At 67.6% G+C, this 25,739-nt stretch carries 31 protein-coding genes and 2 tRNA genes; 16 read left to right on the forward strand and 17 right to left on the reverse strand.

Annotated features, from left to right (window positions below):
• The 5 genes from BLR04_RS35410 to BLR04_RS35430 all read right to left on the reverse strand — a co-directional run.
• Positions 1-518 (reverse strand): hypothetical protein (locus tag BLR04_RS35410; RefSeq protein WP_143022354.1); only part of this gene is annotated, 518 nt, incomplete at its 3' end.
• Positions 519-1,039: 521 nt separating this feature from the next.
• Complete coding sequence (locus BLR04_RS35415) at positions 1,040-2,275, reverse strand: RNA polymerase sigma factor (RefSeq protein ID WP_090773548.1); 1,236 nt, start codon at positions 2,273-2,275, stop codon at positions 1,040-1,042.
• The gene (locus tag BLR04_RS35420; protein WP_090773549.1) at positions 2,272-2,595 is read right to left on the reverse strand and encodes a YciI family protein; all 324 of its coding nucleotides are present in this window, start codon (positions 2,593-2,595) and stop codon (positions 2,272-2,274) included. Before BLR04_RS35420 ends, BLR04_RS35415 begins: the two co-directional genes overlap by 4 nt.
• A 53-nt stretch (positions 2,596-2,648) precedes the next feature.
• Positions 2,649-3,257 (reverse strand): dihydrofolate reductase family protein, encoded by a 609-nt coding sequence (locus BLR04_RS35425; protein WP_090773550.1) that lies wholly within the window; start codon positions 3,255-3,257, stop codon positions 2,649-2,651.
• Positions 3,258-4,039: 782 nt separating this feature from the next.
• Positions 4,040-4,462, reverse strand: a complete 423-nt coding sequence (locus tag BLR04_RS35430) for a MerR family transcriptional regulator (RefSeq protein WP_090773551.1) — start codon at positions 4,460-4,462, stop codon at positions 4,040-4,042.
• 145 nt (positions 4,463-4,607) lie between these two features.
• On the opposite strand from BLR04_RS35430, the gene BLR04_RS35435 reads away from it, so the two are divergent.
• Entirely contained in the window at positions 4,608-5,600 is a 993-nt protein-coding gene (locus BLR04_RS35435; RefSeq protein ID WP_090773552.1) for an aldo/keto reductase, read from the forward strand.
• A gap of 569 nt (positions 5,601-6,169) precedes the next feature.
• Here the strand turns inward: BLR04_RS35435 and BLR04_RS35440 are convergent.
• A complete protein-coding gene (locus BLR04_RS35440) occupies positions 6,170-6,952 on the reverse strand; it encodes a class I SAM-dependent methyltransferase (RefSeq protein WP_090773553.1) in 783 nt (260 codons plus the stop codon).
• Between the two features lie 568 nt (positions 6,953-7,520).
• Here BLR04_RS35440 and cutA point away from each other — a divergent pair.
• On the forward strand, positions 7,521-7,853 hold the full coding sequence (gene cutA / locus BLR04_RS35445) for a divalent-cation tolerance protein CutA (RefSeq protein WP_090773554.1): 333 nt from the start codon (positions 7,521-7,523) through the stop codon (positions 7,851-7,853).
• Here the strand turns inward: cutA and BLR04_RS35450 are convergent.
• Both BLR04_RS35450 and BLR04_RS35455 read right to left on the reverse strand, forming a co-directional pair.
• The gene (locus BLR04_RS35450; protein ID WP_090773555.1) at positions 7,819-8,448 is read right to left on the reverse strand and encodes an NsdA family TPR-like regulatory protein; all 630 of its coding nucleotides are present in this window, start codon (positions 8,446-8,448) and stop codon (positions 7,819-7,821) included. The genes cutA and BLR04_RS35450 overlap by 35 nt on opposite strands.
• A 145-nt stretch (positions 8,449-8,593) precedes the next feature.
• The gene (locus BLR04_RS35455; RefSeq protein ID WP_218129296.1) at positions 8,594-9,787 is read right to left on the reverse strand and encodes an SMI1/KNR4 family protein; all 1,194 of its coding nucleotides are present in this window, start codon (positions 9,785-9,787) and stop codon (positions 8,594-8,596) included.
• 366 nt (positions 9,788-10,153) lie between these two features.
• Between BLR04_RS35455 and BLR04_RS42110 the strand changes: the two genes are divergently transcribed.
• A complete protein-coding gene (locus tag BLR04_RS42110) occupies positions 10,154-10,615 on the forward strand; it encodes a hypothetical protein (RefSeq protein ID WP_245740890.1) in 462 nt (153 codons plus the stop codon).
• On the opposite strand, the gene BLR04_RS35465 is transcribed toward BLR04_RS42110, so the two are convergent.
• Together BLR04_RS35465 and BLR04_RS35470 are read right to left on the reverse strand one after the other, a co-directional pair.
• A tRNA-Arg gene (locus BLR04_RS35465) sits at positions 10,581-10,653 on the reverse strand. The genes BLR04_RS42110 and BLR04_RS35465 overlap by 35 nt on opposite strands.
• 160 nt (positions 10,654-10,813) lie before the next feature.
• Positions 10,814-11,161 carry a hypothetical protein gene (locus BLR04_RS35470; protein WP_143022355.1) on the reverse strand — a complete coding sequence of 116 codons (348 nt, stop codon included), beginning with the start codon at positions 11,159-11,161 and terminating at the stop codon, positions 10,814-10,816.
• A gap of 426 nt (positions 11,162-11,587) precedes the next feature.
• Here BLR04_RS35470 and BLR04_RS35475 point away from each other — a divergent pair, with 426 nt between their 5' ends.
• Positions 11,588-11,767 carry a response regulator transcription factor gene (locus BLR04_RS35475; RefSeq protein ID WP_425413468.1) on the forward strand — a complete coding sequence of 60 codons (180 nt, stop codon included), beginning with the start codon at positions 11,588-11,590 and terminating at the stop codon, positions 11,765-11,767.
• A 298-nt stretch (positions 11,768-12,065) separates the two neighbouring features.
• On the opposite strand, the gene BLR04_RS35480 is transcribed toward BLR04_RS35475, so the two are convergent.
• The gene (locus tag BLR04_RS35480; protein ID WP_090773558.1) at positions 12,066-12,539 is read right to left on the reverse strand and encodes a MaoC family dehydratase; all 474 of its coding nucleotides are present in this window, start codon (positions 12,537-12,539) and stop codon (positions 12,066-12,068) included.
• A gap of 334 nt (positions 12,540-12,873) precedes the next feature.
• Here BLR04_RS35480 and BLR04_RS35485 point away from each other — a divergent pair, with 334 nt between their 5' ends.
• Positions 12,874-14,055, forward strand: coding sequence for an ATP-binding protein (locus BLR04_RS35485; RefSeq protein WP_090773559.1), 1,182 nt, complete (start codon positions 12,874-12,876; stop codon positions 14,053-14,055).
• A 103-nt stretch (positions 14,056-14,158) separates the two neighbouring features.
• Here the strand turns inward: BLR04_RS35485 and BLR04_RS35490 are convergent, their stop codons facing one another.
• A complete protein-coding gene (locus BLR04_RS35490) occupies positions 14,159-14,950 on the reverse strand; it encodes a MauE/DoxX family redox-associated membrane protein (protein WP_245740892.1) in 792 nt (263 codons plus the stop codon).
• Between the two features lie 5 nt (positions 14,951-14,955).
• Entirely contained in the window at positions 14,956-15,903 is a 948-nt protein-coding gene (locus tag BLR04_RS35495; RefSeq protein ID WP_090773561.1) for a hypothetical protein, read from the reverse strand.
• Between the two features lie 217 nt (positions 15,904-16,120).
• On the opposite strand from BLR04_RS35495, the gene BLR04_RS35500 reads away from it, so the two are divergent.
• Complete coding sequence (locus BLR04_RS35500; protein ID WP_090773562.1) at positions 16,121-16,618, forward strand: SigE family RNA polymerase sigma factor; 498 nt, start codon at positions 16,121-16,123, stop codon at positions 16,616-16,618.
• Here BLR04_RS35500 and BLR04_RS35505 read toward each other — a convergent pair.
• Positions 16,590-17,075, reverse strand: coding sequence for a MarR family winged helix-turn-helix transcriptional regulator (locus tag BLR04_RS35505; RefSeq protein ID WP_245740893.1), 486 nt, complete (start codon positions 17,073-17,075; stop codon positions 16,590-16,592). The two genes, BLR04_RS35500 and BLR04_RS35505, sit on opposite strands and share 29 nt — an antisense overlap.
• 105 nt (positions 17,076-17,180) lie before the next feature.
• Here BLR04_RS35505 and BLR04_RS35510 point away from each other — a divergent pair, with 105 nt between their 5' ends.
• Positions 17,181-17,744 (forward strand): YceI family protein, encoded by a 564-nt coding sequence (locus tag BLR04_RS35510; protein WP_090773564.1) that lies wholly within the window; start codon positions 17,181-17,183, stop codon positions 17,742-17,744.
• Positions 17,745-17,901: 157 nt separating this feature from the next.
• Positions 17,902-17,991, forward strand: a tRNA-Ser gene (locus tag BLR04_RS35515).
• An 88-nt stretch (positions 17,992-18,079) separates the two neighbouring features.
• Here the strand turns inward: BLR04_RS35515 and BLR04_RS42640 are convergent.
• Both BLR04_RS42640 and BLR04_RS35525 read right to left on the reverse strand, forming a co-directional pair.
• Positions 18,080-18,715 (reverse strand): tyrosine-type recombinase/integrase, encoded by a 636-nt coding sequence (locus tag BLR04_RS42640; RefSeq protein WP_090773565.1) that lies wholly within the window; start codon positions 18,713-18,715, stop codon positions 18,080-18,082.
• Positions 18,716-18,739: 24 nt separating this feature from the next.
• On the reverse strand, positions 18,740-19,258 hold the full coding sequence (locus BLR04_RS35525; RefSeq protein ID WP_090773566.1) for a GNAT family N-acetyltransferase: 519 nt from the start codon (positions 19,256-19,258) through the stop codon (positions 18,740-18,742).
• 114 nt (positions 19,259-19,372) lie between these two features.
• On the opposite strand from BLR04_RS35525, the gene BLR04_RS41060 reads away from it, so the two are divergent.
• The 7 genes from BLR04_RS41060 to BLR04_RS35550 all read left to right on the forward strand — a co-directional run bounded on the left by BLR04_RS41060 (position 19,373) and on the right by BLR04_RS35550 (position 25,082).
• Positions 19,373-19,516, forward strand: a complete 144-nt coding sequence (locus BLR04_RS41060; RefSeq protein WP_176903443.1) for a hypothetical protein — start codon at positions 19,373-19,375, stop codon at positions 19,514-19,516.
• Between the two features lie 144 nt (positions 19,517-19,660).
• Positions 19,661-19,813 carry a hypothetical protein gene (locus BLR04_RS41065; RefSeq protein WP_176903444.1) on the forward strand — a complete coding sequence of 51 codons (153 nt, stop codon included), beginning with the start codon at positions 19,661-19,663 and terminating at the stop codon, positions 19,811-19,813.
• A 1,096-nt stretch (positions 19,814-20,909) separates the two neighbouring features.
• Positions 20,910-21,401: a GNAT family N-acetyltransferase gene (locus BLR04_RS35530; RefSeq protein ID WP_090773607.1), complete on the forward strand. Its 492-nt coding sequence runs from the start codon at positions 20,910-20,912 to the stop codon at positions 21,399-21,401.
• 301 nt (positions 21,402-21,702) lie between these two features.
• Complete coding sequence (locus BLR04_RS35535; RefSeq protein ID WP_245740895.1) at positions 21,703-23,172, forward strand: MFS transporter; 1,470 nt, start codon at positions 21,703-21,705, stop codon at positions 23,170-23,172.
• The gene (locus BLR04_RS35540; RefSeq protein WP_090773567.1) at positions 23,169-23,621 is read left to right on the forward strand and encodes a MarR family winged helix-turn-helix transcriptional regulator; all 453 of its coding nucleotides are present in this window, start codon (positions 23,169-23,171) and stop codon (positions 23,619-23,621) included. Before BLR04_RS35535 ends, BLR04_RS35540 begins: the two co-directional genes overlap by 4 nt.
• A 152-nt stretch (positions 23,622-23,773) precedes the next feature.
• Entirely contained in the window at positions 23,774-24,370 is a 597-nt protein-coding gene (locus BLR04_RS35545) for a maltokinase N-terminal cap-like domain-containing protein (RefSeq protein WP_090773568.1), read from the forward strand.
• Positions 24,371-24,494: 124 nt separating this feature from the next.
• Positions 24,495-25,082: an SMI1/KNR4 family protein gene (locus tag BLR04_RS35550; RefSeq protein WP_143022356.1), complete on the forward strand. Its 588-nt coding sequence runs from the start codon at positions 24,495-24,497 to the stop codon at positions 25,080-25,082.
• Here the strand turns inward: BLR04_RS35550 and BLR04_RS35555 are convergent.
• The gene (locus tag BLR04_RS35555; protein ID WP_090773570.1) at positions 25,036-25,299 is read right to left on the reverse strand and encodes a hypothetical protein; all 264 of its coding nucleotides are present in this window, start codon (positions 25,297-25,299) and stop codon (positions 25,036-25,038) included. The genes BLR04_RS35550 and BLR04_RS35555 overlap by 47 nt on opposite strands.
• 33 nt (positions 25,300-25,332) lie before the next feature.
• On the opposite strand from BLR04_RS35555, the gene BLR04_RS35560 reads away from it, so the two are divergent.
• On the forward strand, positions 25,333-25,692 hold the full coding sequence (locus BLR04_RS35560) for an SDR family oxidoreductase (RefSeq protein WP_218129297.1): 360 nt from the start codon (positions 25,333-25,335) through the stop codon (positions 25,690-25,692).
• Positions 25,693-25,739 lie beyond the last annotated feature (47 nt).

Consider the following 25,739-nt stretch of genomic DNA (forward strand, 5'->3'; position numbering starts at 1 on the left):
CGTCCCTTCCGATGGACGGCGCGGCCGAGCGCCGTCAGCAGAACGGCCGTGGCGAAGCAGGCCACGGCGAGAAGCAGCAGGTCGTTGGCGTCCCAGGGCAGGAACCGCAACGCGCCGCCATAGGTACCGAACCCAAAGTCGATGGGTCCGCCAACAGCGACCTGAATCGCGAGATATTGCTGGATCTCCTCCTCGCTCGGCCCACCCAACCCGGTGAACGGCGGCAGGGCGGCGGCCACAGCGAGCAGAGCCAGCAGCGCAGCGCCCAGCCGCGACGCCCACCGCCTGCGGCGCAGCACCACGACGGGCACCACCAGCAGCGCGGCCACGACCGCACCGACGACGACGTTCGCGGGCTTGGGCACAATGACCGCGGGTGCCAACGGCATCAGGGTCGCCAGAGCGCATAAAACAGGCACGGAGATTTTCGACGACACCAGCGACGCATGTATCGCCCGCGATGCGCTCATGTCAAACCACACCTCGGGATGGAGCGCTACTCCTGCGACGATTTCCACGTGAGGCGCCTCGGCGAAGTTTGCTCAGGGATCAGCCCCGCTGCTCGGTGAGCCAGGGTGAGGAACGAACCCTGGATCGTCGGTCGCCCTCAAGCACGTACGGCGTCCAGCCATGCAGTGGCGATCGTGAGGGCTGTATCTGTGTGGCGGCGTGGCAACCCCAGCTGGAGCGTTCGGTTGGTACAGCGCGGCAGGCGTGCGGTGCCCGGCCCGGTGTTCCGCCGCCGTTCGGGACCGGCCCGCAGGCCGCAGGCCTAGACGGAGAGCGGACAGAGGGGTCGGAGAGCGGCGGTACGCCGCGTCACCGCCTTGATGACTATGGAAACCTCTGGGCTACTCGCTTCCCGCGGCCGTGTTCTTCTGGGGTCCAACGGCTCGCAGAGAAGGATCACGATGAACAGGGATGCCCGTCGGTATACATGACCCTGACCCCGATGCTTACCTTCCTCTGGCCCGCGCGGGTGTTCCACCGGGACCGGCCGCCGCTGCGCGCCGGGGGTTTCGATCGGGATCCGTGGGCGCTATCGCAGTTGGTCGCGGCGGCGGGTCAGGTAGGCGGTCTCGGCGGTGTTGCCCGCCAGTTCGATGGCTTTGTCGTAGGCCGCGCGCGACTGCTGACTGCGGCCCAGCCGGCGCAGCAGGTCGGCGCGGGTGGCGTGGTAGGGGTGATAGCCGGCCAACCTGTGCTCGAGACGGTCAACGGCCGCCAGTGCCACCTGCGGGCCGTCGAGCTCGGCGACTGCGATGGCCCGGTTGAGAGCGATGATCGGCGAGGGGTCGAGGCGGACGAGCTGGTCGTAGAGGGCGAGGATCTGCGACCAGTCGGTGTCGCGCATGTCGCGGGCGGAGGTGTGCACGGCGTTGATCGCGGCGAGGATCTGGTAGCTGCCCGGAGCGACCCCGGCGACGGCAGCGGCCAGGCGCTCGCGCACCAGCCGGTGACCCTCGGCGATCAGCGCCGTGTCCCAGGCCCCTCGGTCCTGCTCGTCGAGGGGGACCAGTTCGCCGGCGGCTGAGACCCGGGCGGTGCGGCGGGCCTCGGTGAGCAGCATCAGCGCCAGCAGCCCGGCCACCTCACCGTCGTCCGGCAGGAGGGTACGGATCAGGCGGGTGAGCCGGATCGCCTCGGCGGTCAGGTCGTGACGTAGGGGATCGGTGCCGGGGCCGGTGGCCAGGTAGCCCTCGTTGAAGACGAGGAACAGGACGGCGAGCACACTGGAGACGCGTGCCGGGAGGTCCTCGGCGGACGGCACGCGATAGGGGATCCGGGCCGCTTTGATCTTGGCCTTCGCGCGGGTGATCCGCTGCCCCATGGCACTCTCGGCCACCAGGAAGGCGCGGGCGATCTCGGGCACGGTCAGACCGCCGACCATGCGCAGCGTCAGCGCCACGCGGGCTTCCATCGCCAGCGCCGGGTGACAGCAGGTGAAGATCAGCCGCAGGCGGTCGTCGTCGATGGCGCCGACAGGCTCGGGCGGGTCGTCGTGGTACGCCATCTGCGCCTCCCTGTGCTTGTCGTCGCGCTTGTTCTCGCGCCGGATCCGGTCGATGGCCCTGCGGTTGGCGGTGGTGGTCAGCCAGGCGCCGGGGTTGGGCGGTACGCCGTCGGCCGGCCACCGCTCGACGGCGGTCGTGAACGCCTCGGCGGCCGCCTCCTCGGCGATGTCGAGGTCACCGAAGCGCCTGGTCAGGGCGGCGACCACCCGCGCCCACTCCTCGTGGTGGGCCCGGGTGACCGCCTCCCGGAGGTCGATCACAGGAACGGCCGCACCTCGATCTTCCGATCGCAGACCTTCGACGCCTCGGCGGCGAGCTTGAGCGCCGCATCCAGATCGGGGGCCTCCCACACCCAGACGCCGGCGAGGTACTCCTTCGACTCCACGAAAGGCCCGTCGCTGAACACCGCCTGCTCGCCCCGGTTGTCGATGACCGTGGCCGCGGCGGTGTCCGCGAGTCCGCCCGCGAAAACCCAGTAGCCCTCGGCGATCAGTCGTTCGTTGAACGCGCTGATGGCGGGCTGCCTGTCCGTGCTGCCGGGATTGCTCTTGTCATCGATCACGGAAACCAGGTACTGCATCTGAAGATCATCTCCTGTGGTGTCAAGACAGCGTGGTTCGGTGGTCAGTGACTTCAGGCCGTTGCATACTGCGGGCGCCCGGCCGGCCGGTAGACCTGGGTCGTCACGCCCTTCGAGTCAACTCGCGACTCGACCAGGTCGAGCGCAAGATCCGGGCCGGTCTCCGGGAACAGTCTCGCGCCCTGGCCGACGACCACCGGGACGGTGATCAGAGTCATCTCGTCGACCAGATCGTTCTCCAGCAGCCACCGGGTCAGGGCGCCACTGCCGTGCACCTGCAGCTCGCCCCCGGGCTTGGCCTTCAGCTCACTGATGGCCGCCGCGAGGTCACCGCGGAGAACGGTCGTGTCCGCCCAACGCGGCGCGGTGAGCGTGGCCGAGGCAACGTACTTGGGGGCCTTGTTCAAGGCCACGCCGATGGGATGTGTACGCATCTGGTCGATTGATCCCCAGGAGCCGGCGAACAGCTCGTAGGTGCGCCGGCCGAACAGGAACGCGTCTGCGCGTTGGTAGGTCTGCGTGATGAACGTCCTTGTCTCGTCGTCGCCCTTCCCCAGGGCCCATCCGCCGCGCTCGAATCCGTTCCTGCGGTCATCGGACGCGGCGCCGTTTCCCTGCATCACTCCATCGATGGTGACCTGAGTCATGGTCGTCAGCTTCACGATCGCGATTCCCGTCCCTTGGCGCCGCCCCTCGTGGGCGGCCTCACCCCTGCTACGAACACCACCGCCCCGATCCGACACCCCCTCCCGGATTTCTTTCAAGAACTTTCCGAGACGCCGGTCGTCAGCGATCCAGCAACGCGACGGGTTCGAGGCGACCGCCCTCCCCCTGCTCATGCGGGCCCAGTGCGGACAAGCTCTTGGGGCAGCAGGCGGCCGACAAGCTGCTCGCGGGAGAGGAGTGGCGCGGCCTCGATGACCACGTGTTCACAACCGGGTGGGGCGACCCCATCCATCCCGATACGATCAAGAGCGTCCGTTCTCCAGATCGTCTTCCATGACCGGACTGTAGCGGCGGCGTACGACAACTCACGGTGCAGTTCCAGTGCGTGATCATATAGCCGACGGTTGAACAGCGGGTCGACGTTCCTGGCTGCGTTAGGCCCCTGACCTCTGGGTACGATTCTCGCTCGCCCGCCACCAGGGGAGACCATCCCGCGTATATCTCGCGATGCCAGGCACGATTGAGAACCCAACAGATGACAGATCAGTATCTATGCCCCATTAGTAACACCTGCCAAGATTTGTTGGAGCAGATCGATCAGGCGATAGGGGACTGTACGGTCTTCGGCTCTGTCTCTCTTTCTACTGGACAGACCCCCGAAGGTCCCGTAGCGCAGTAGAGGGCTGGGCACTGTAGCGAGAGGCTTCTGACGGATCGCATGCTCGTAGCCGGTGCAGGCGTCTTGGAACCCCGAGCTGGGGCTGCCCGCGGGATTCCGTCAGCTGCTCTGCGGAGCAGTGCACATGATCGGGCCTGTGGCGCCTTCGGCCAGTTGCTCAGTGTACGAGCTGATCTTGTGGGTGACGATGTCGAGAGACTCGGTGAGCTGTTCGATCTGCGCGGTGACCTCACCCTGGTGTTGCCGCAGGAGGGTCAGTAGGTGCTCTTCGTTGCCCGCACCCCGCCTCACGAGGTCCGCGTACTGGCGGATGGCGGGCAGCGGCATGCCGGAGGCGCGCAGGTTGACGCAGAGGTGGAGCCACTCCACGTCCCTGTCGCTGTAGACGCGTCGGCCTCCGGGGCCCCGCCGTACGGGCGCGACCAGTACGCCCTCACGCTCGTAGAAGCGCAACGCGTGGACGCTCAGGCCAGTGCGTTCGGCGACCTGTCCAATGCTCAGGCCTGGGTTCGTTTCCGGCATGAGGTCAAGGTTAGGGCTTGATCTAGAGTCGGCTCTAGCTCGTAGTCTCCGACGCACGCCCATCCCGCCCAATGCGCTGCGGGGTTGTCTCCGGCGTTTCCGCAGCTAACGCCTGACATGGATAGGCAGCAGGAGAGGATCTCTCATGAAATACCGCACGATCGGCGGCGATCCGAAGACTCGCCGTGAAGTCAGTGTGCTGAGTCTTGGCGCGATGCTGTTCGGCACCGCCACGGACGAGGCGACGTCGTACGCCATCCTCGACCGCTTCGTCGAGGCCGGCGGCACCTTCATCGACACCGCCAATAATTACGCTTACTGGGTCAATGGCACTCAGGGAGGTGAAAGCGAAGCGCTGCTTGGCCGCTGGCGACGCAGCCGCAACATCACCGACGAGATTGTCATCGCCACCAAGCTCGGAGGGCGGCCCAACGCTCCGGCGACCGGCCTCACGCACGACCTTGAGGGCTTGTCCGCTCAGGTGATCCGGGAATCCTCGGAGCGGAGCAGGGAACGGCTCGGCGTGGACAAGCTGGACCTGCTGTACGCACACGTGTACCTCGAGGGGTCCAAGGTGCCGCTGGAGGAAACCGTCGAGGCTTTCGCAGGTTTGGTCGAGGACGGCGCTGTGGGTCTCCTCGGGGCGAGCAACCATTGGGCGTGGCAACTCGAGCGGGCCAGGAACCTGTCAGCCGCGGCAAGGCTCCCCGGCTATGAGGTCCTGCAGTATCACCACTCCTACCTGCGACCGCGCACCGATCTGCCGACCCTGCGGTCCAAGGACGGCAACCTCGGCGTGGTCAGCGGAAACCTGCTCAGCTACCTGCGAGCCGAGCCCGGGCTCACGCTGGTCGCCTACTCGCCCTTGCTGGGCGGCGGCTACGTACGTGACGACAAGCCCCTCGATACCGCGTTCGACCACCCGGGCACGCCTCGGCGCCTTGCGGCGCTGCGGGAAGTGGCGAAAGAGACGGGTTCGACCGTCAACCTGGTGGTGCTCGCCTGGCTGATGGGCGGCGAGATTCCGGTGATCCCGCTGGTCGGCGCTTCCTCCGTCGAGCAGCTGGAGGAGAGCCTGGCCGCGGTGGACTTGGAGCTGACAGCGGAACAACGGGCGAAACTCGACGCCGCGTACTGATGCGTGAGCGCATCGTCACGGTCCACCGCGAGGACATGGACAAGCGTTTCCCGGGTCTCCAACAGGCGGCGCTCTCGGGCGATTGAACATCGGCCACGTTGGCGGGACGGTCAGAATGAGGACACGTACGGCGAGTGCGGTGTCGCAACGGGGCGCGGCCACCGATACGGGAGGCAAAGAGCGACCTGCGCACGCGTGACGGTTAACTCGGCGGCGTTACTGTACAACGCTGCTGTACGGTCACGAAAAAGGCCCTCCGGGATGATCCCAGAGGGCCTTTGACCTGCTGTGCGGCCGGAGGTACTCGAAACCCCAACCTTCTGATCCGTAGATCCCCAAACGATCTTCGTCGGCGTTCGGGCTCGTTCGCCGTGCAGTTCGGCGGCACTCTCGTCGTCCGCATGCGTTCGCCTCGGTTCGAGATCGTTCCCCCCGATGGCTCCCAAGGTGGCTCCCGCAGCCCGCGGATTACAAAGAAGTCGATTCGATCAAGGTGTGTGGCTATGACCTTGGCGTCCGGCCCATCCGGAGAGAGTTCGGTTGTAACACCGGAGACGCCTTCCAGGTGTTCAGTGGCCGGGCCGCCTGGCGACCAGCACCTCGGTCGCCAGCTTCTGTTCCCACCGGCCTGCGGGGTTGTCGGCGAGCAGCGCTCGTCGCAGCGTCTTGATGAAGGCGGGCAGACGATCGCCGAGCCTGGCGGGTGAGCTGTAGGAGTAGGAGAGCTGGAGCCCGATCAGCCCGTCTACGTCCCAGGTCAGCCGTCGGCTGAATACGCGGGATTCCAGGTTGCTGAAGGGTGAGGCGGCCAGCATGTCGTGGTGGTGCTCGGTGGTGGCGTGGAAGGAGTTGGCGGCGGTGTGGATGTCGAGGCCGAATTCCTCGCATATCCGTCTCTCGATCGGCTGCCAGGGTTGCAGGTCCGGCTGCCATGGCTTTCCCCGCTGCCTCGCCGGGCCGACAAGAGCCACCACGCCGCCGGGTGGCAGCAGCTCGTCCAGCTCCGTCAGTACGGACCTGCGGTCCATCCAGTGAAATGACCGACCCATCACCACGTGCTCGAACGGCGGCAACGCCTGCAGAGCGGTCGAATTGCCAGGCAGCCAGGCGATATTGGTGACGCCCTGGGCCAGCCGCCTACCCGCGGCGAGCATTTCCCGCGCCGGGTCCACAGCGAGCACCGCCGTCACCCGCTGCGCCAGCGGAATCGCAATTGTCCCGGGGCCGCAGCCGAGATCCAGCACCCGGCTGTCCGCGCCGAACGCGTCCGCCAGGTAGCCGATTGTTGCCTGACCGTAGCCGGGGCGGTGTCTGGCGTAGTACGGTGCAGCCCCGCCAAATAAGTCCTCCATAGACGAGCTCCAGAACTCGGATTTGAGCGAATGACCTTTAGATCTTGCTCGTTCGGGGATAGCAGGGAAAGCCACCTCTTAGGCTTCTCTGAACGCTTTCTGTGTTTGTGCTGGTAGAGACGGGCTCAGTACATCCCATCTGCGAGAGCATGCATTCTGGCTACAAGGAGGACGTGGTGACCCACTTGACTCCGGAATCGGTGCTCACCGTCGATGACGGATCACGCGTGTGTGTAGGCGCGCAGATGCACGACGGACGACCGCTGCTCGGTGAGCCGTGCTGAGGAACGAAGCACGGATCGTCGATCGCCCCTGACCAGCTACGGCGGCCAACCAAGCTGGGGCGATCGTAAGGGCTGCATCTGTGCGGCGGTGCGGCAACCCCGGTCGGAGCGTTCGGTCAGTACGGCGGGGCCGGCGTGCGGTGCCCGGCCCGGTGTCCCGCCGCCGTCCGGGACCGGCCCCCAGGCCGCACGCCCGGACGGCGGGCGGGCGGAGGGCCGGGGGTACGGCGGCGCGCCGCGCCGCCGCTTGATCCTCATGAGAACAATTCGGCAATGTAAGCGATGTGGCCGACTTCCTTGAGGTTCGTGTGACCGTGCCTGATCGGGACGAGGCGGAGCGGATCTGCTCGGCTGTCATCGCTCGGCGTCTGGCAGCCGCGGTGCAAGTGGTCGCTCCCATCACGTCTGTGTACTGGTGGCGCGGGGAGATCAACCGGGCTGATGAGTGGCTGTTGTACATGACCACCACGGCCAAGCGGTTCGACGAGCTGGCGGCGTGTGTTCGGGAGCTTCACTCCTACGAGGTGCCGCAGATTGTGGCCGTACCTCTGGTGAACGGCACGGCTGACTACCTGGAGTGGATCAGGCGGGAGACGAGCCCAGAGCGTGACGCTTAGAAAGCAGGTCCCCGAGCAGCTCGCGAGCACCATGGTCCCGCTGGCTGGCCAAGGTCTTCTCAATGGAGCCGAGGTGCTGAAGGCCCCACGTCGATTCCGTGCGCTGGGCTGATTCGAGGGCGCGGCGTGCGTAGGTGACGCCTGCCGTGCTGTCGCCGATCTGGAACTGCGCCTGTGCCACGTCGGTGTGGATGATGGCGGTGCGCTTCTGATCGATGGAACCCAACGTCCGTTGGGTAGCGCTCACCACATGGGCCTCGTCGCCGAGGCGTACGTGAGTGGAGAGCTGGAACGCGGCCATACGGCCCTCGTCGAGGAAGCGGGTCCAGGCGCGTTCCCGGTGCGGGCGGGCTCGGTGGAATGCTTCCTCGGCCTGGCGCAACCGCTCGACCGCCTGTCGGTCCCCGAGTTTCGCGAGCTGCTCGGCTTCCAGACAGAGCAGCCATGCGCGGGTCGCGTCGTCGCCCTGCTCGGGGAGGAACTGCTGCGCTTGCCGTACAGCGTCCAGGGCAGGCCGGCCTTTGAGGGCGTACGCCTTGTAGGCAGGAATTTCCAGTACCTTCTGGATCCCGACGGGTTCGACCCTGACGACCACGCTTCGGGCACTGTCTGAGCGATCAGGTCACGGTCGCACATCTCGGTTTCTCGGAGGCTTCTAAGCGCTCATGGCGAAGTGCCGGTTCAACTCCCCTCCTGGTCAGCCGGACGTCCCAACAGTCTGTAGAGGACAGCGCCGCTGACTATGCAACGGGACCGAGGTCGCCGTTGAGGACGGTCACGGTGATCGGGGGGCGGTTCCAGAGGGAGAGGAGATCGTTGGCGAGGGCGACGATCGGGAGCGGGTGCTGATTGCCGTGCACCTGGATGGCAGCAGCCGACAGGCCGTGCGGGACGGCTCCGGCGTCGAGGAGGACGCGCCACTCTTCCGGCCCGAGCTCCAGGAACTCCAGTCCCGTCAGCTTGGTAATCTCCAGCGGGTCGACGAGTGTGCCGGGGTAGGCGGTGAGCGTCCGTAGGCGCGGCAGTCCGGTGACGGGGGCGAGGCTGAGCGGCTCACCGTCCCAGACGCCTATGCACAGGACCTCCAGGCTCGGGTGCGCGGCGGCCTGAATGCTGGTCAGTGCATTGATGTTGACCCTGGCGATCACCGGCGACTCCTCGCCACGACGGCTGAAGTGCTGGACCGTAGGTCGGTTCACCACCAGCTGGGTGAGGGACTCGGCGAGGAGGTCGGCGCCGATCTCGTGGTCGAGCACGATGATCTGTCCTACGTGTCCGTCTGGGCCCGGTGTCAGGTCGACCGCGATGCGGTCACCGCCGCCGCTGGCGCCGAAAGCGATCCAGCCGGGCGAGCCGACCACCCCCTGCACCGTGGCGTTGGGCAGGGTTCCCGCCGCCTCCGTCGCCGCGAACCGCCACAGGTACGGACGCGACGCAGCGTCGGCGATGTACAGGTCATCCAGTGGGAAGAGCTCGCAGCCGACCGCTTCGATGACCCGGTCTGCTGCCGCGTAGTTGTCGCCCCAGTCCTGCCGCTGCCCCCGAGTGACCCGATAGAGCGCCTTGAGTTCGTCGGGCAGCGCAACGCCGAGGCGCGCTTCCGTGGCGGCGATTTCCGCTTCCGTGGCGCCGGTGGCGCCGGGCATTCGCTCGCGGAGCGTCCGCTCCAGCAACGCCAGGTCCACCGATGGAGCCTGCACCGCCCCGAGCACCGGATCGGGAGAGCGTCGCCAAGGCTGAGGGACAGAGCCGTCAACGAGGATGAGTGAACCGGGATACGGCCCGATGCCCTCCTCCACGGCGGAGCTGGTTGTGAACAGGTGGAGCACCGCCCGCCCGGTAGGCGAGACCTCTGCGGCGAACGAGATGGCGTCGAGGCCGGCGTCTAGGAGCGCGTTCTGCACTCGCTCCACAGCATCGAGGTCGTCGCGCATGCCATCTGCTTGGAGGGCTCGGCCGGGCGTCGGAAATCGTGGCAGCAGCGGCAGACTCCATGCGTTGTGGCCGATCTGCCCAGCCACGTGGCCGCCCGAGGCTCCAAGGCTCTCCACGTTGTCCACATGTAGAAGCCGCAGCAGGGGCTCCCATGTCATGAAGTCATGGATCGAGGGCAACGGGGACCTCCGGTCGTTCCACAGATCGTGGTGAAGGTGCTTATCGCGATCACCACCGTATGAGGGCACGGTTGTCTCCGACGAACCGATTGCCGCGGCCTCTGTAGGCGAGGATTAACGCTGATCTTCTTCCCGCACGGCTGCTACAGCACCGGTGAGGTCGAGCCGGTCAAGGACTTCGAGGCTTTGACGAACGGCCGGTTCGTCCAGGCGCGGGACAAGCAGACGGGCGAACTCGTCTGGCAGATCCCCGTCATGGACGCCGACCCCTCGCTCAAGGCCGCTCAGAAGACGGTGGCGGTCAAGACCCTCGCTCCGGTCCAGCCGGTACCCCCGGCTCCCGTCGCGGGGCTTCCGTTCACGCCGGTCGAGTTCGACGCGCTCACCATCACGCCGTACGTCAACGGCTCCGGGCGATCACGAAGGACGTCTACGGTCACTTCCTGGAGGGTGACAAGCGTGCGGCGACGGAGGCAATTTCCGGCGCTCTTCTGGGGAGTCTCCGCCCGGTGGCTCCCGTGGTGGCTCCCGAAGACGCCGAAGAAACCGGATGATCTCCGGAACGGCGAAGGCCCGTCCCAGGATTTCCCTGGTGACGGGCCTTTCTGCGTTGTGCGGCCGGAGGTACTCGAAACCCCAACCTTCTGATCCGTAGTCAGATGCTCTATCCATTGAGCTACGGCCGCTCGCTGCGTAAGCAAGCATAGCGGGTTTCTGCGAGTGCCTCGAACCGGAGACGGCATTCGGGGGATCGTTGGTCTGATCTTGGGGTGGCGCCTGAGCGGGAGTAGGGCTCTGACCTGGACGGATGCTGATGGAGGCCGTACGGAAACGTGGTGGCGTGGGTCAGGCGTCCAGGTGCTTCATGAGGCGTTCGACCAGGTGGGTCAGGTCGGTGAGGGCGCGGTGGAGGGACTCGTAATGCGCCCAAGCCGCACTGGTGGCGCAGGCGAAGTGGTCGCTCTCCTGGCGCCGGATGCCGACGATCTCGACGTTCAGCGCCGTGAAGCCGTCGTTGACCTCCCTGTGCAGCGCGTCCCGATCGTTCTCGTGGCGGGTGCAGTTGTGTGCCGGGATCACGTGCCGGCGTCGGCTGCGAGCCCTGCGGCGGGTGGTCCTGGCGCCGTGGGGGACGTCCACTTCGAGGGCTGCCATACGGAGTTTCAGCTCGCGAATCTCCGCCTCTATGTTCACGTACTCCTACCTTCGCGATGTCTGGGAGAGACTCCAACCACTGTCAGTGAGGACATCGTCGCAAAGAGTCGACGGTCGCGCGAAACGGCGGCGGACTTCGGGGTGAGGTTTATCCACCAAGGTGCAAGAGCCGCCGCGAGCCTGTGGACACATCGAACGGTGTATCCACAGGCAGACCTCAGCACGAGGAAACCGTCGGCCCGCGATGATGGGATGACCTCATGAACCGGGTCATGCTGTGGGCCGGGCCGGGCGTCGTCATGGGGCTGGTCCTGATCGAGAGCGGCACCTACATCCAGCGCGGGGTCCCTGCCTGGCTGCTCGCGGTGCCGTTGGCGATCGCCTGCGCGGGTGTGCTGGTGCGGCAGCGCGCCTTCCGTACGGCAGGGGCAGGCCGTCGCACGGCCGGGGGTCGATGCCGGCGGCTTGACGCCTCGCGAGCGGGAGGTGCCGGCCTGCATCGGTCGCGGGTTGTCCAACGCGGAGATCGCCGAAGAGCTCGACATGGCCGAGGCGACGACGAAGACGCACGTCAGCCGCGCGATGGACAAGCTGGGGTTGAAGAACCGGGTACAGGCCGCGATCCATTACTCGGAGGGCCGGTAGAGCCTGTTGCTGGGAGGGGCTGCGGACCGCGATCCACTACCGCAGGGCCTGTAGGGCGCGACGTACTACTCGGAGGGTCTGAGGGCGAAGGGGCCCTCAGCTCGGGAGGTCCCTCAGGACTTCTCGCCTCAGGAGGTCCCTCCGGGTTCCTCGCCTCGGGAGACTTCCACGGGGCTTCTCAGCTGGGGTCCCTACGGGCTTCTCGGCTCGGGGCGTACCTCCGGGCTTCTCGCCTTGGGAGGCTTTCCCGGGCTCCTCGGTTCGGGAGGGTGTCCGTGAGTCCGAGGAGCGCGGGGCCTTACGCCGATGCGGCCTGGTCGGCGGGGACGTACAGGTAGAGGGGCTCGGCGACGCAGGCGGCGCGCTTCTCTCCCTCGATCTCGATGGTCATCTTCAGGGTCGCCAGGTAGCCGGCGGGGGTGCCCTTGACGTCGGCGAGCTCGCCCACCGCCCTGACGCGCGCGCCCACGGGCACCGGCCGCGGGAAGCGGACCTTGTTGAGCCCGAAGTTGACGGCCATCGCGATGTTGTCGACGTGGACCATCGAGAACATGAACGTCGGCAGCAGCGAGAGCGTCAGGTAGCCGTGGGCGATCGTGCCGCCGAACGGCCCCTCCTTGGCCCGGTCGACCTCGACGTGGATCCACTGGTGGTCGTCGGTGGCGTCGGCGAACAGGTTGACCTGCTCCTGGGTGACGGTACGCCACTCGGTGGGGCCGAACGTCTCGCCGACGGCAGCCTTGAGCTCGTGAACATTCGCGAAAGTCCGCATGGGCGGAAACGCTATTGCGCGGGTGGGACGGGTGCCAAGTTCGGGCCGTGTGGCGCGCCCCGCCGCCGGATCGGGGGCGATGAGCAGCGCGTCGTACGGAATCCCCGGCGCGTACGGGGGAGCGGGCCCGTTGCGAAGATCTTTACTCGAAAGCATCGCATAGGTGTTCGAGTCCGCGCTACAGTCTTGTGCAGTGACTCGAACAAGGGTTCGGCCTGGTGGAGGAGGTGTGTGTCCGGTGACGGTGCTGGCGACCGCCCCTGCTCGGACACGCCGTAGCGCTTTCTTCGCGAATCTAGGACAGCCCCTATATCCGGCAATAGAGTCACAGAGCGTGGACCCTGTGCGCAATCCTTACGCCCCGGGCGCCGGGCAGCGTCCGCCGGAGCTCGCCGGGCGTGATCGTGAGCTGCAGCAGTTCGAGGTCGTGCTGGAACGGGTGGCCCGCGGGCGTCCCGAGCGCAGCATGGTCGTGACCGGGCTGCGCGGCGTCGGCAAGACCGTCCTGCTCAACACCTTCAAATCCATGGCCATGCAGCGGCTGTGGGGCACGGGCAAGATCGAGGCCCGTCCCGACCAGTCGATCAGGCGCCCGGTGGCCGCGGCGCTTCACATGGCGATCCGCGAGCTGGCCCCCCGCCATCGCGCGCCCGAGCGCATCGAGGAGTTCCTCGGGGTGCTCAAGGCGTTCGCCATGCGCGATCCCGGCGCCGCCAAGGGCACCTCCCACTGGTCGCCCGGCATCGAGGTGCCCGCCAGCCGCGGGCGCGCCGACTCCGGTGACCTCGAGATCGACCTCACCGAGCTGTTCGTCGACGCCGCCGGGGTCGCCACCGACCTGGCCGTCGGCATCGCCCTGTTCATCGACGAGATGCAGGACGTCCCGCCCGCCGACGTCTCCGCGCTCTGCGCCGCCTGCCACGAGCTGTCGCAGACGGGCGGGCCGCTGGTCGTGGTCGGCGCGGGGCTGCCGCACCTGCCGAGCGTGCTGTCGGCGAGCAAGAGCTACTCCGAGCGGCTCTTCCGGTACGCCCGCATCGACAAGCTCGACCGCGAGGCCGCCGATCTGGCGCTGATCCTGCCGGCGCGCGAGGAGCAGGTCGAGTTCACCCAGGACGCGCTCGACGCGCTCTACGACGCGGCCGACGGCTACCCCTACTTCGTGCAGGCGTACGGGAAGGTCGCCTGGGACCTCGCGCCGCGCAGCCCGATCACCCTCGACGACGTCAAGGTCTCCGCGCCGGAGGCCGAGCAGGAGCTGGCGGTCGGCTTCTTCGGCAGCCGCTACGAGCGGGCCACCCCCGCTGAACGCGACTACATGCATGCCATGGCCCAGATCGGCGACGAGCCGGTCCCGACCTCCGAGGTGGCCGACGCCCTCGGGCGCAAGCCGTCCAGCCTCTCGCCGGCGCGTGACAGCCTCATCAAGAAAGGGCTCATCTACAGCGCCGAGCGCGGCCTGATCGCGTTCACGGTGCCGCATTTCGGCAGGTTCCTGCGCGCTCAGCCCATCTGAGCGGCGCCCCTAGACCTCTATTGGGCTGTCTAGTGGGGAAGCTAGACAGCCCAATAGAGTCATATCGGCCTGACCGTCGAGGGAAATATCGGCCTGTCTAGCGTCAGGCCGATACAGACGTATATTCCGGCAGAGGCTCGCTGCCGGCCCCGCCGACCACCGCCACCCGCACCGCGGGACGCAGCCCGCTCAGGTAGACGGCGAAGACGACGTCGTCATCGTCATGGTTGCGGAAGGCGAAGAACCGCCAGCACAGCTCGCGCCAGCTGTCGTACGGCTCGGTGGTCGCCAGCTCGGCCCGGTGCGCGCGCCAGGTGCCGCTCGACCGCAGTCGCGCCAGCGTCACCGACTCGGCCGGTCCCGGACGCTGCTCGCAGGGCGCGCGGTACCGCAGCCGGTCGAGCAGCTCCTCGAGCTCGGGCGACAGCACGGCGATCAGCGCAACCCCGGCCGCCATGAACCACGACGGATGCGTGGCCGCCACCAAGCCCGGCACCGGAGCCCACACCGACATCAGGGCGAACCCGGTCAGGACGACCGTCCGTATGACCGAACGCATGCCGACCGGCGCCGAACTCACCTCGCCGAAGCAGCCGCAGCCCGCGTCCGGTCGCCGCCGGCGCAGCTCGAGCAGCACGTACGTGGACATCGCGAAGAACGCGACCGTACCCCAGCGGAAGACCGGATGGGTCGTGAGCAGAAGGCCGGCCGCCAGCGCCACCTCGACCAGCCCGCACGCGAGCAGCGCCGGGCGCTGCATGCGACCCGGCACCAGCACGGCCGGCCCGAGGCGGGACAGCGCGCCGGGCTCGTGCCCGGACACGACGGTGGACGCCTTGGCGACCGTGCCGAGGACGAGCAGCACGATCAGGAACGGCAGCTGCGAAGCCAACACGCACGTCACCCCAATCCGATCTGAGCATTGAAGCATCCCTTGACCAGGTCGCCGCCGAGCTCCACGAAAGAGGACGGTGACAGCTCCGCGATCCGGCCGCGCGGAGAGGTGTCGCATTCGACGCAACGGTCGCAGAACCGTCCCGCCAGACAGCCGCACGCCAGCACCGGGACGTTGGCCGCGCGTCCGGAGCACACGTTCTGCACCTGCAGCAGCGACCCCATGGCGAGGTACGGCAGCCCGGTGCAGGAGACGCCCGCCTGCGCGCAGCCGGCGTCCGCGCGTTCCAGCATGGGGTAGGCCGCGCCGCGCTCGTCCTCGTCGAACGCGTCCGACCAGGTCACGGTGCCCGCGATGCGTGACTGCTGCCCGGCGTACGCCGGCGGCGGTGACGGCACAGAACGCGCCGGGTAGGCGGGCTGGGAGGTCGCCGGCAGCAGGGCGACGCTCGCGCCGTCGCGGCGGACGCCGATCGCGTCGAACAGGTATCCGGGCTCGAACTGGGGATGGCGCACCTGCAGCCGTCCGGACGCCCGGTAGGGGATGACGACCGTACGGTGGCCCCGGTGCGGACCGCAGTCGAGCTGGACGGTCAGGTCCTTGCGGCCCTCGATCGACAGGATCGTGCCGGTGAGGCGCGTGGCGTCGGCCCAGATGCGTTCGACCACCCGGCCGTCGCGCAGGGTCCGCATGATCACCGTGGCGCCCACGGGCAGGTCGGCCGGTGCGGTGTCGGCGCCGTGCCAGGCGGTGGCCCACGGCGCGATCACCAGCCGCTCGCGGTTGCCGTCAGGGGTCTCGATGGTCATCAGGTGCGGGCTGATGTCGAGGATCTCGCCGGTGACCGCGCGGAGCGGCTCGCCGTCGCCGGGCTCAGGGCCGGGAATGCCGGGTTCGCGGCCGAATGCGGCGGCAGCGAGCACCCGGCGGCGCTCAACGCTCGGAGACCCCATCTGCCCCTCCCTCGTCGGATACCAGATTCACACGACATGGGGGCGTGCCACCCGCTAGCGGCGCAGAGGAGAGCAAAATACGCATCCTTAGGGAAGGGAGTTCACTCCCGGCGGCGTACAAACCGCCACCGACCTTGACAGACCTTTGTCGTCGGCGGGCCGAAACCTGGATTGTGGTTCAGGGCCAAAAGGGCATCTAGCTGCGATTCTGGCCACGATGCATCAGACCACCAGTGGGGAAGACGAGTTCCGCGAGTACGTGCTGGCTCGCGGTCCCGCCCTGCTGCGCGCCGCGCACCAGCTCACCGGCCACCCGCTGGACGCCGAGGACCTGCTGCAGAACGCCCTCGCCAAGACGTACCTGGCGTGGGGACGCATCGAGGACCGCAACGCCCTGGACGGGTACGTACGGCGGGCCATGGTCAACATCAACATCTCGCAGTGGCGGCGGCGCAAGCTGGAGGAGTACCCGTCCGACGAACTTCCCGAGGTCGTCACCCATCACGAGACGGTGACGTCCGACGTGCACGAGGAGCTGGAACGGGCGCTGCAGGAGCTGCCCGAGCGCATGCGGGCCGCGATCGTCCTGCGGTACTACGAGGACATGACCGAGCCGGAGATCGCGAAGACGCTCGGGATCAGTGTCGGCACGGTGAAGAGCACGGTGTCGCGGGCGATGGCCAAGCTCAGGAGCGCGCTGGGGCTTCCTCGTTAGCCCCAGCGGTGGCGCACGGACGGACGACCTGGCGGATCTTGCGCAGGCTGTTGAGGAACTGCTCCAGCTCCGGACCCTCCAGCAGGCCGGTGAAGCAGTCGTCGATGTCCTTGAGGTGCTGCGGCAGCACGGTCTCGAGCCGTTCGAGCCCGGTGGGGGTGAGGGTCGCGTACGACGCCCGGCGATCGGTCGAGCAGGCCTCCCTGGTCGCGAGGTTCTCGCGTTCGAGCCGGTCGACGACCCTGGTCACGCCGCTCGTCGACAGCCCGGTCTGGGCGGCGAGGTCGCTCATCCGCAGTCGGTGTCCGGAGGAGCGCGCCAGGCGCATGAGGCACTCGAAGTCGATCTCCGACAAGCCTGCGGCGCTCATTACGGGGTTGAACCTGTCCATCAGGCCGGCGTGCACCTCGGTCAGCAGACCGATGGCCGTGAGCCGGGAGTCGTCGAAGTTCGCCACGTGGAACACCATACCTGATGATTAGTTGACGCGAGGAATATTCCTTGTGTAGACATTTGTTGCCGCAGACATCCACGCTGGAACTGCTTCCCTGAGGAGAACCCAATGAGCACCCGTACCTGGGAGTCCCTGACCATCCCGGCCGCCGGCACCTACAACATCGACGCCGCGCACACGCACATCGGCTTCGTGGCCAAGCACATGATGGTCACCAAGGTGCGCGGCAACTTCGGCAAGTTCAGCGGTTCCATCACCGTCGGCGAGACGCCGCTCGAGTCGAGCGCGGAGCTCACCATCGACGCCGCGAGCATCGAGACCGGCATGATCGACCGGGACAACCACCTGCGCAGCGACGACTTCCTGTCCGTCGAGAAGTTCCCGGCGATCACCTTCAGGAGCACGCGCGTCGTCGGCCACTCGGGCAGCGACTTCACCGTCCTCGGCGACCTGACCATCCGCGAGGTCACCAAGCAGGTCGAGCTCAAGGTCGAGTACGGCGGCGTCGGCAACAACCCGTGGGGCGTCCAGGTGTGGGGCTTCTCGATCACCACCGAGATCGACCGTGAGGCGTTCGGCCTTACCTGGAACCAGGCGCTGGAGACGGGTGGCGTCCTGGTGGGCAAGAAGATCAAGATTGAGATCGAGGGCGAGGCCAACCCGGCCGCCTGAGTTATCCACAGGCTCGGAGGCCCGTCCGAGCTGGACGGGCTTCGTCCACAGCCGGTTACCCACAGGCTGTTGATAACCTTTGGTGAAGGCGGCGAGCCGAATCGCTTTGCCGCCTTGCCGGAAGGCCGGTACGCTGTCCTGAGCCACGACGGCACCAGGAGGATTCGCCTAGTCAGGTCTATGGCGCCGCACTGCTAATGCGGTTTGGGTTTACCGCCCATCCGGGGTTCAAATCCCCGATCCTCCGCAGGTAGAAAGGCCCTTTCCCGAGAACCGGGGAAGGGCCTTTCTGATCTCTGCGGGCGTCTGGGTTGCAGTTCGGGTTGCAGTTGTCCTCAGGACGATCCCCAGAGCCTGGCTCCCATGCGTTCGCTCGCGTCCTTCATCTGGAGGGTTGCCACATGGGTGTAGCGCTCTGTGGTGGTGACCCGGGTGTGGCCGAGGATCTCCTGTACGACTCGGATGTGGATGCCCTGCTCTATCAGCAGGGTCGCCGCTGTGTGCCTGGCGTCATGGACCCTCGCGTCTCGGACGCCGGCCTGCTTGAGGATGGCCTTCCACTGCTTCCAGTCCTCCGTACGCTCGATCGGGCCGCCGTACTTCGTCGTGAAGACCAAATCGTGATCGGTCCACCTGCCCCCGGCCCTCAGCCGTTCGGCGGCCTGGACCTTCTTGTGCGTGCGTAGCAGGGCCAGGAGTGCCGGAGGGCATTGCAGAGTGAGCTTGCCCTTGCCCTTGCGTGGTCGAAAGACGAGGCCCCCGCCGGTGCGCTTCGGACACTTGTCAGCGTGGCTCGCGCAGTCTTTCAGACACGGACGCTTGCAGCATCGGTGGGCGCGCTTCCTGCAGGTTGGCTGGCAGTCGCTTTCATGCCGGTGTTCTGTGCAGTTCTTCTTGCACGCCTTGCGGTGCCACTTCTCTCCACAGGCGTGCGGATCGTCGCAGCCGTGCTGCCATTCAGACCGCTGGATCTGAAACCACGCCCGTTCGCTGGCTCACAAGTTCTGGAAGGGCTCGGCGTAGACGAACTCGCCGCGCATCTCGGGCGTGTAGTTCGTGAGAGTACGGACCTGGAAGTGTGGTCCCCATGAAGCGTCCGGCGGGATGATTCCATACTCCTCGGCGGGGCGGAAACCGAAGCGCGGGTAGTAGTCGCGGTGGCCGAGAAGCACGACCAGCGGTTCGCCGAGGGCTTCGGCAGCTCCAAGGACCGCGTGCATGAGGGCGTGGCCGACGCCGCGCCGTTGGAAGGCCGGGAGCACTCCGAGCGGCCCGAGGCCGAGCACCGGATACGAGCCGGCCGACGCCCTGCTGCAGACGACGTGCCCGGCGACCATCCCGCTGGGATCCGTCGCAACCAGGGACAGTTCAGGGATCCACCCCTCGCACGCGCGCAGCGCGTCGACCAGTCGGGCTTCCGCATGTCCGGGCGAGTCCGCCGCGCGGGCGAAGGCGGCGGCGTGAAGGTCGCGGATGTATGGGATATCGGCTGGAGATTCACGACGTATCAGCACTTCGCCAGATTTTCTGCGCGGGGTCCGGCCTGTCAATCAAATTAAACGGAGCGCACCCAGAGGAATCAGGCAGGTGTTGTCTCTGCTGCTTATGCTCCGACATGGCCCTCCGCGATGGCGGCGCGCGGCCCGTCTGCGCTGGAGGCAGCCCTCGCCGGAATCAGCGTCGTCGTCCTCCTGCCCGCCGACGAGACGACGGCGCAGGCCATGGAGCGCCTTCGCCGCCAGCCCGGCGGCATTCTTCGCGCGATTGGTTGACGCGGCCGAGCACGGTGGCCCTTGGCAGCCAAACCCGCGAACTGGCACCCCCTCCCGAGACCCGCAGCAGCGTAATGCGGTAGCTGACGCGAGTCCGGTGGCAGCCGAAGGGTCAGGGCGGCGGGGGGACACCAGGGCCGCGAAGTGGCCCCACAGCGGGCCGAGCTCCTGCAGCTGACCAAGCGTGTGCACGCGATCGACAAGTCGGCCCCGGTCGCCGGCAAGCTGGTGAGCCGTACCGTCCAACGGGCGATCGAACGCGAGGCTCGACCGGGAGAGGAAACCACCACCACCTGAGCCGGTGCGGACATCGACGCGCCGAGGTCGAAGCCGCTGACCTTGGTTGTCTTCCAGGTGTGGTCACCTGTCCTCTGACAGCCGTTGCCGGGCCGACGCCCGCAGCTGCGTCTGCATCATCGGCGAAGGTACAACGAACCGCCTGTGGCTCGGATAATGCGATCATGGAATCCGTCGATGAGTGGGATCGACACTTGGGCTGGACGTTCGAGTTGATTTCGGATGATCCGGTTCGGCGTAAGCGGGCGCGCAGTCGGCTGAGCGTCACTCAAGATCGCCGTAGTGGGGCTTTACATGCCTTCAACGAGGTGTGGCGAGAAAGGGTTGTCGGCCACGGATCAGGCGGCCAGCCGATACATCGCAGAGCGGCAGATGACACTGCCGGATGCTTTGTGGGAGTTCATTCCCCCTTGGTCCTACGCCGATTGGGCCGGACTGAAGTATGTCCTGCTCTATCTCGAGTGGGAGGCCCAGTACCCGGACGAGTGGATGGCCTCAGCTAAAAGCTGGGGGACGAAACACGGTCTGTTGCACGATCTGGCCAGGGCCGTGCCATCTCTGGCGACCGAGGTGATTGATCAGCTGGTTGACTTGATCGGCCTTGCCGTACGGCGTGAACACCGGTGTGAAGACGTGGGATATGCCGTTCTGGCGAGGGCGGTCGGTGGATCGCGGTTACGTCGCCTCCTGCTGGAACTCTCCGATGATCCTGATGAGGGTTTCCGCTCGCGGGCCCGGTACCTCCTGTGGTTGTTGGACCACCCTGAGGCGCCCAAGCCCAAAGTAGGTCAGTGGAAGGCGTGGTTGAGAAGCCAGAAAGCGGAGCCGAACCTGGCGCCTGAGCACGACCCGTACGGGCGGGGCCAGGAGGCGGCGGTGGTGAAGGCCGGGCCGCTGTCGACTTACGTGGGGCGGCGGCCGGGCGCTTGCGAGTCAGCATGCCGGAACCGCTGGGCCGTACGGCGAGCATGCCGGCACGGCGACCAACGCGCTCCAGCGGCTCATGTCGCGCCTCGACGACGGCCGGGTGGTTGAGCAGGGCCGCGCGCACCCGACCCGGCTGGTTGCACGGGGGCGGTGATTATGGTTGGCGATCATGAGTGAGATCAGGCTGCGGGACTGGCTGCCGCAGGATGCGCCGTTCGTGCTGGAGGCGTTCGCGGCACAGGACATGAGTGCTCAAGCGGCGGGCCCGATCACGACGACGCAGGACGCGTTGCGGTGGATCGATCAGTGGTCAGGGCTGGAGAACGGGCATGCGTTCGCGATCGTCGCCGGAGACAGGGTCTGCGGCAACGTGGCGGTGACCGGGATCGACCGGCATGACAACGGTTGGGTGTCGTACTGGACGGCCCCACGGGTCAGGGGCAAAGGCGTCGCGTCCGCGGGGCTTCGGCTGCTGACCGAGTGGGCCTTCGCCGAACGCGGCCTGTTCCGGCTGGAGTTGGGGCATCGCGTCAACAACCCGGCCTCCTGCCGCGTGGCAACCTCGGCGGGGTTCCTCGTCGAAGGGCTGGAGCGGGCGAAACTGCGCTACGACGGAGTCCGCTACGACGTCGAGTTGCATGCACGTCTGGCCACGGACTGAGTTCGCGCCGCGACGTTGACGCCGCCTCGCCTCGCCGCGCCGGTCGCCGCCGCGCCGCTCCGGTCGCCAGCTCGTCCGCGCCCGCTGGACAGTGAGCTGGGCGAACGCGCACAGCTGAGACGCCAAGGCCCGCCGCTCCGCCGGCGGGCCTTCGTACGTTCCTGACACCTCCGCCCCTCGACCGTCCTTGCGGTCGGACATCTGGACGGTGCTGCCCGTCAGCAGGGGGCACTCCGCTGCTGGAGTCCAGCAGCACCCAGCGGCGTGGACGACTCTTTAGTTAAGCGAATATAATCGTTGTATGCCTATAACTGATCGGTCCGCCTCCGCCGCGGTGGCGCCGGCCGGGCTCAGCCCGCGGCGGCGGATGCTCATCCTGGCCATCTGCTGCATGAGCCTGTTCATCGTCGGCCTGGACAACACGATCGTGAACATCGCGCTGCCCGCCATCCGGCGCGACCTGAACGCCTCCGTCTCCGGCCTGCAGTGGATCATCGACGCCTACACGGTGGTGCTGGCCAGTCTGCTCATGCTTTCCGGCTCGACCGGTGACAGGATCGGGCGGCGCCGGACGTTCCAAACAGGGCTGATGCTGTTCACGCTGGGCTCGCTCATGTGCTCGCTGGCCCCCAGCCTGGGCTGGCTGATCGCGGCGCGGGCGCTGCAGGCGGTGGGCGGGTCGATGCTCAACCCGGTCGCCATGTCGATCATCACGAACACCTTCACCGAGCCGCGCGAGCGGGCCAGGGCGATCGGCGTGTGGGGCGGCGTGAGCGGCGTCAGCATGGCGCTGGGCCCGCTGGTGGGCGGCGCGCTGGTCGGCACGGTCGGCTGGCAGTCGATCTTCTGGATCAACATCCCGGTGGGTGTGGCCGCGTTCGTCCTGTGCGCGCGGTTCGTGCCCGAGTCGCGCGCGCCGCGCCCGCGCCGGGTGGACCCGGTCGGTCAGGTGCTCGTCATCGTGCTGCTGGCGACCCTGACGTTCGGGCTGATCGAGGCGCCGGGGGCCGGCTGGGGCTCGCCGCGCACGCTGGCCTGCTTCGCGGTGGCGGCGCTCGCGCTGGCCGGTCTTGTTCGCTACGAGCTGCGTACCGATGAGCCGCTGATCGAGCTGCGCTTCTTCCGCAGCGTGCCGTTCGCGGGCGCCACCGTGGCCGCCGTGTGCGGGTTCGCCGCGCTCGGCGGCTTCCTGTTCGTCAACACCCTCTATTTGCAGGACGTGCTGGGCCTGTCCGCTCTGCACGCCGGCCTCTACACGTTGCCCATGGCCGTGCTGACCGTGCTCTGCTCGCCGCTGGCCGGCCGGATCGTGGCGGGCGCCGGGACCCGGGTGCCGCTGCTGGTGGCCGGCTTCTCGATCGGGGCCAGCGGCCTGATCATGACCGGCCTGGCGGCGGACACGTCGATCTGGCGGTTGGTGGCCGCGTACATGCTGTTCGGGCTCGGCTTCGGCATGCTGAACGCGCCGATCACCAACACCGCCGTGTCGGGCATGCCGCGCGCGCAGGCCGGGGTGGCGGCGGCGGTGACCTCGACCAGCCGGCAGATCGGGCAGACGCTCGGCGTCGCGGTCATCGGCGCGCTGGTCACCTCGGCGGTGGCCGGGCCGTTCGCCACCGGCTTCCCCGCCGCCAGCCACGTCGGCTGGTGGATCATCACAGGATGCGGCCTGGCGATCGTCCTGCTCGCTATCCTGACCACCACCGGCTGGGCCCGCCGCAGCGCCGCGCGCACCGCCGAACGGCTGGCCCACGCGCAGGAGGGAACATGAGCGACACCAACGAGCAGCAGGAGACGGTGGCCCGGGTCTGGGCCGCCATGTCCGACCTGGTCCTGCGGCAGGAGAACCGCCGCAAGGAGGTGGCCGACACGCTCGGCATGAGCTTCTTCCGCGTCAAGGCGCTGCGCCGGCTGCTGGTCGGGCCGATGACCATGCGGGAGCTGACGGCCGAGCTGTCCACCGACAAGCCGTACACCACGCTGATGGTGGACGACCTGGAGCAGCGCGGCTACGTCACCCGCAGCGTCTCCCCGGACGACCGTCGCATCAAGATCGTCGCGCTGACCCCGCCGGGCACGGCGGTCGCCGAGCAGGCCCAGCGCATCCTGGCCCGCCCGCCGCGCTCCCTGCTGGCCCTCGACCCAGAAGACCTGGCCACGCTCGACCGCATCATGGCCGGGCTCAGCACCCCGGAGGAGCAGGCCGCGGGCCGGCCGTGAGCTACAGGTCGAGCGCCGCGTCGGCGTCGAGCGGGAGGACGGGCCGCTTACCGCCGCTTCGCGAAGTCCCCTCTGACAGCCGCTGCCGGGTCGATTCCCACGCTTTCCAGTGGCATGCGGTCATGTGCGCGGTCTGATCTAGGCTGCTGAGCATGGCCAAGATTCATCCGGGGGCGACTCTGACGCCGCACTTCCGGGATTTCCTGCCCGAATGGGTGGCGCGGCAGCCGTGGTACCTGGGGGAGAGCGTTCCTTCCCTGGCTCCGGTGGGGTACTTCCGGTTCGAGGATCCTGCCGGCGAGGTCGGTGTCGAGACGCATCTCGTGAGCGACGGCTCGGCGCTGTATCAGGTCCCTATGACGTACCGTGGCGCTCCCATCAACGGCGGTACGGAGCAGGCGCTCATCGCAACGGCCGAGCACAGCGTGCTGGGAACCCGGTGGATCTACGACGGGGAGAAGGACCCGATCTGGGCCGGCGAAGTGCTGCGTCTGATCCACGCCGAAGGGGTTTCGGAACCGAGCGGTAAAAGGGGTGTGGGTGAGGCTCAGGCCCGAGGGCGTCGCGTAACGCAGGACGATCTGACTGACGTAAGGATCGAGTTGCGGCGGGTGCTGGTCACGGGTGATCTTCCCGACGAACCCGGCACCATCGGCCTGATGATGGGAACCTGGCGTCCGAACGGCTCTGATGCGCCCGCCGAAACCGGCTGCCTCGCCACAGTCCGCAGCGACCCAGAGCCGCAGTAGGCTTCCGAGCCCCCGCCATGACGGTGGGGGTTCGGCGTTTCCGACGACGCCGAGGTCGCCGGCACCTGGGCGAACAAGCCGACCCGTCGTACCTTGCGAGTCACACGGAAAGAGGTTCGTCGCGATGAGTGCGCAGTACGCGTGGTCTGAACGCCTTCCTGCAGTGGCTGAGGGGCTCGAACGCTCGGCGGTCAGTCCGCTGGGCGATCTGCATCCTCCGGCCGCTGAAGCGGAGGTCTGCCGGCTTGAGGAGAGGCTGGGTCTGGAGCTGCCGCACAGTTATCGGCAGTTTCTGCTGTTCGCCGACGGGTGGGGCAGTGATGATGATTGCTGTCTGCTGCGCGTCCACGAGGTCGGGTGGCTGCGTGATGTCGATCCCATGATCGCGGAGATCTGGTCAGGGCCCAAGCCCGAGGACGCGTGGAGTGTGCCTGACGAGCTCTACTTCGTCTACGGGCAGGAGCAGGACTCCATCCATTACCGAAGGGAGTACGTGCCCGACACCCTTCTGGCCGGGTACTGGGACGACGGGGTGGCTCTGCTCAATCCGCACGTCCGTACGGCTGAAGGCGAGTGGGAGGCCTGGTATCTCGCGCCGTGGAAACCCGGCGCCACGCGGTACCGGTCTTTCTGGGATCTTGCGATGGACGAGTTGGAGTTGCGGTTCAGGGGTTCTGCTGGTCGTGGCGGGACTGGTTCTTCTCCTGGATGACGGCGTGGGCGTCGGCGATCGGGCCGAGGTGGGTGAGTTTGTCGGGGTTGACGAGGGAGCGGATGGTGTGGATGCGTCCGTCCAGGATGTCGAGTGTCCAGACGATGACGATGCGGCCGTCGCGGTCGCGGATGATCGCGCCTGGCTGGCCGTTCACCTCGTGCGGCTCCAGCACCGCGCCGATCCGGGCGAACGGCGGGATGGCGACGGACAGCACCCGGGCGACCCTCGCGTCGCCGAAGAGGGGAGCGTGCTCCCGATCTTTTTCGGTGTCAAGGTGACGATCATCGAGCCCGGCGGCTTCGCCACCCGGGACGGCAACAACCCCGACCCGCTCGCCAACGGCCACCTGGCCGACCTCGACCCCGCGTACGACGGTCTGCGTCAGCGGCTCGGGGGGATGGCGGGGAAGATGCCCGCGGGCGACCCGGCCGCCGCGGCGCAGGCCCTGCTCAAGCTCGTGGACACCGACAACCCGCCGCTGCGGCTGCTGTTCGGCAAGGGCTTCCACCCGCTGATCGAGCGGGCGTACGCCGACCGGCTCAAGACCTGGTCCGACTGGCAGGACCTCTCGGCCGAGGCGCACGGCGACCTCGAAACTCGTAGTTGAGGCGCCGCGCGACCGGCGAGTGGGTCGCCCGCGCGACCCGCTCGGAT

Origin of the sequence: Nonomuraea maritima, from assembly GCF_900100395.1 — a bacterium.
GTDB lineage: Bacteria > Actinomycetota > Actinomycetes > Streptosporangiales > Streptosporangiaceae > Nonomuraea > Nonomuraea maritima.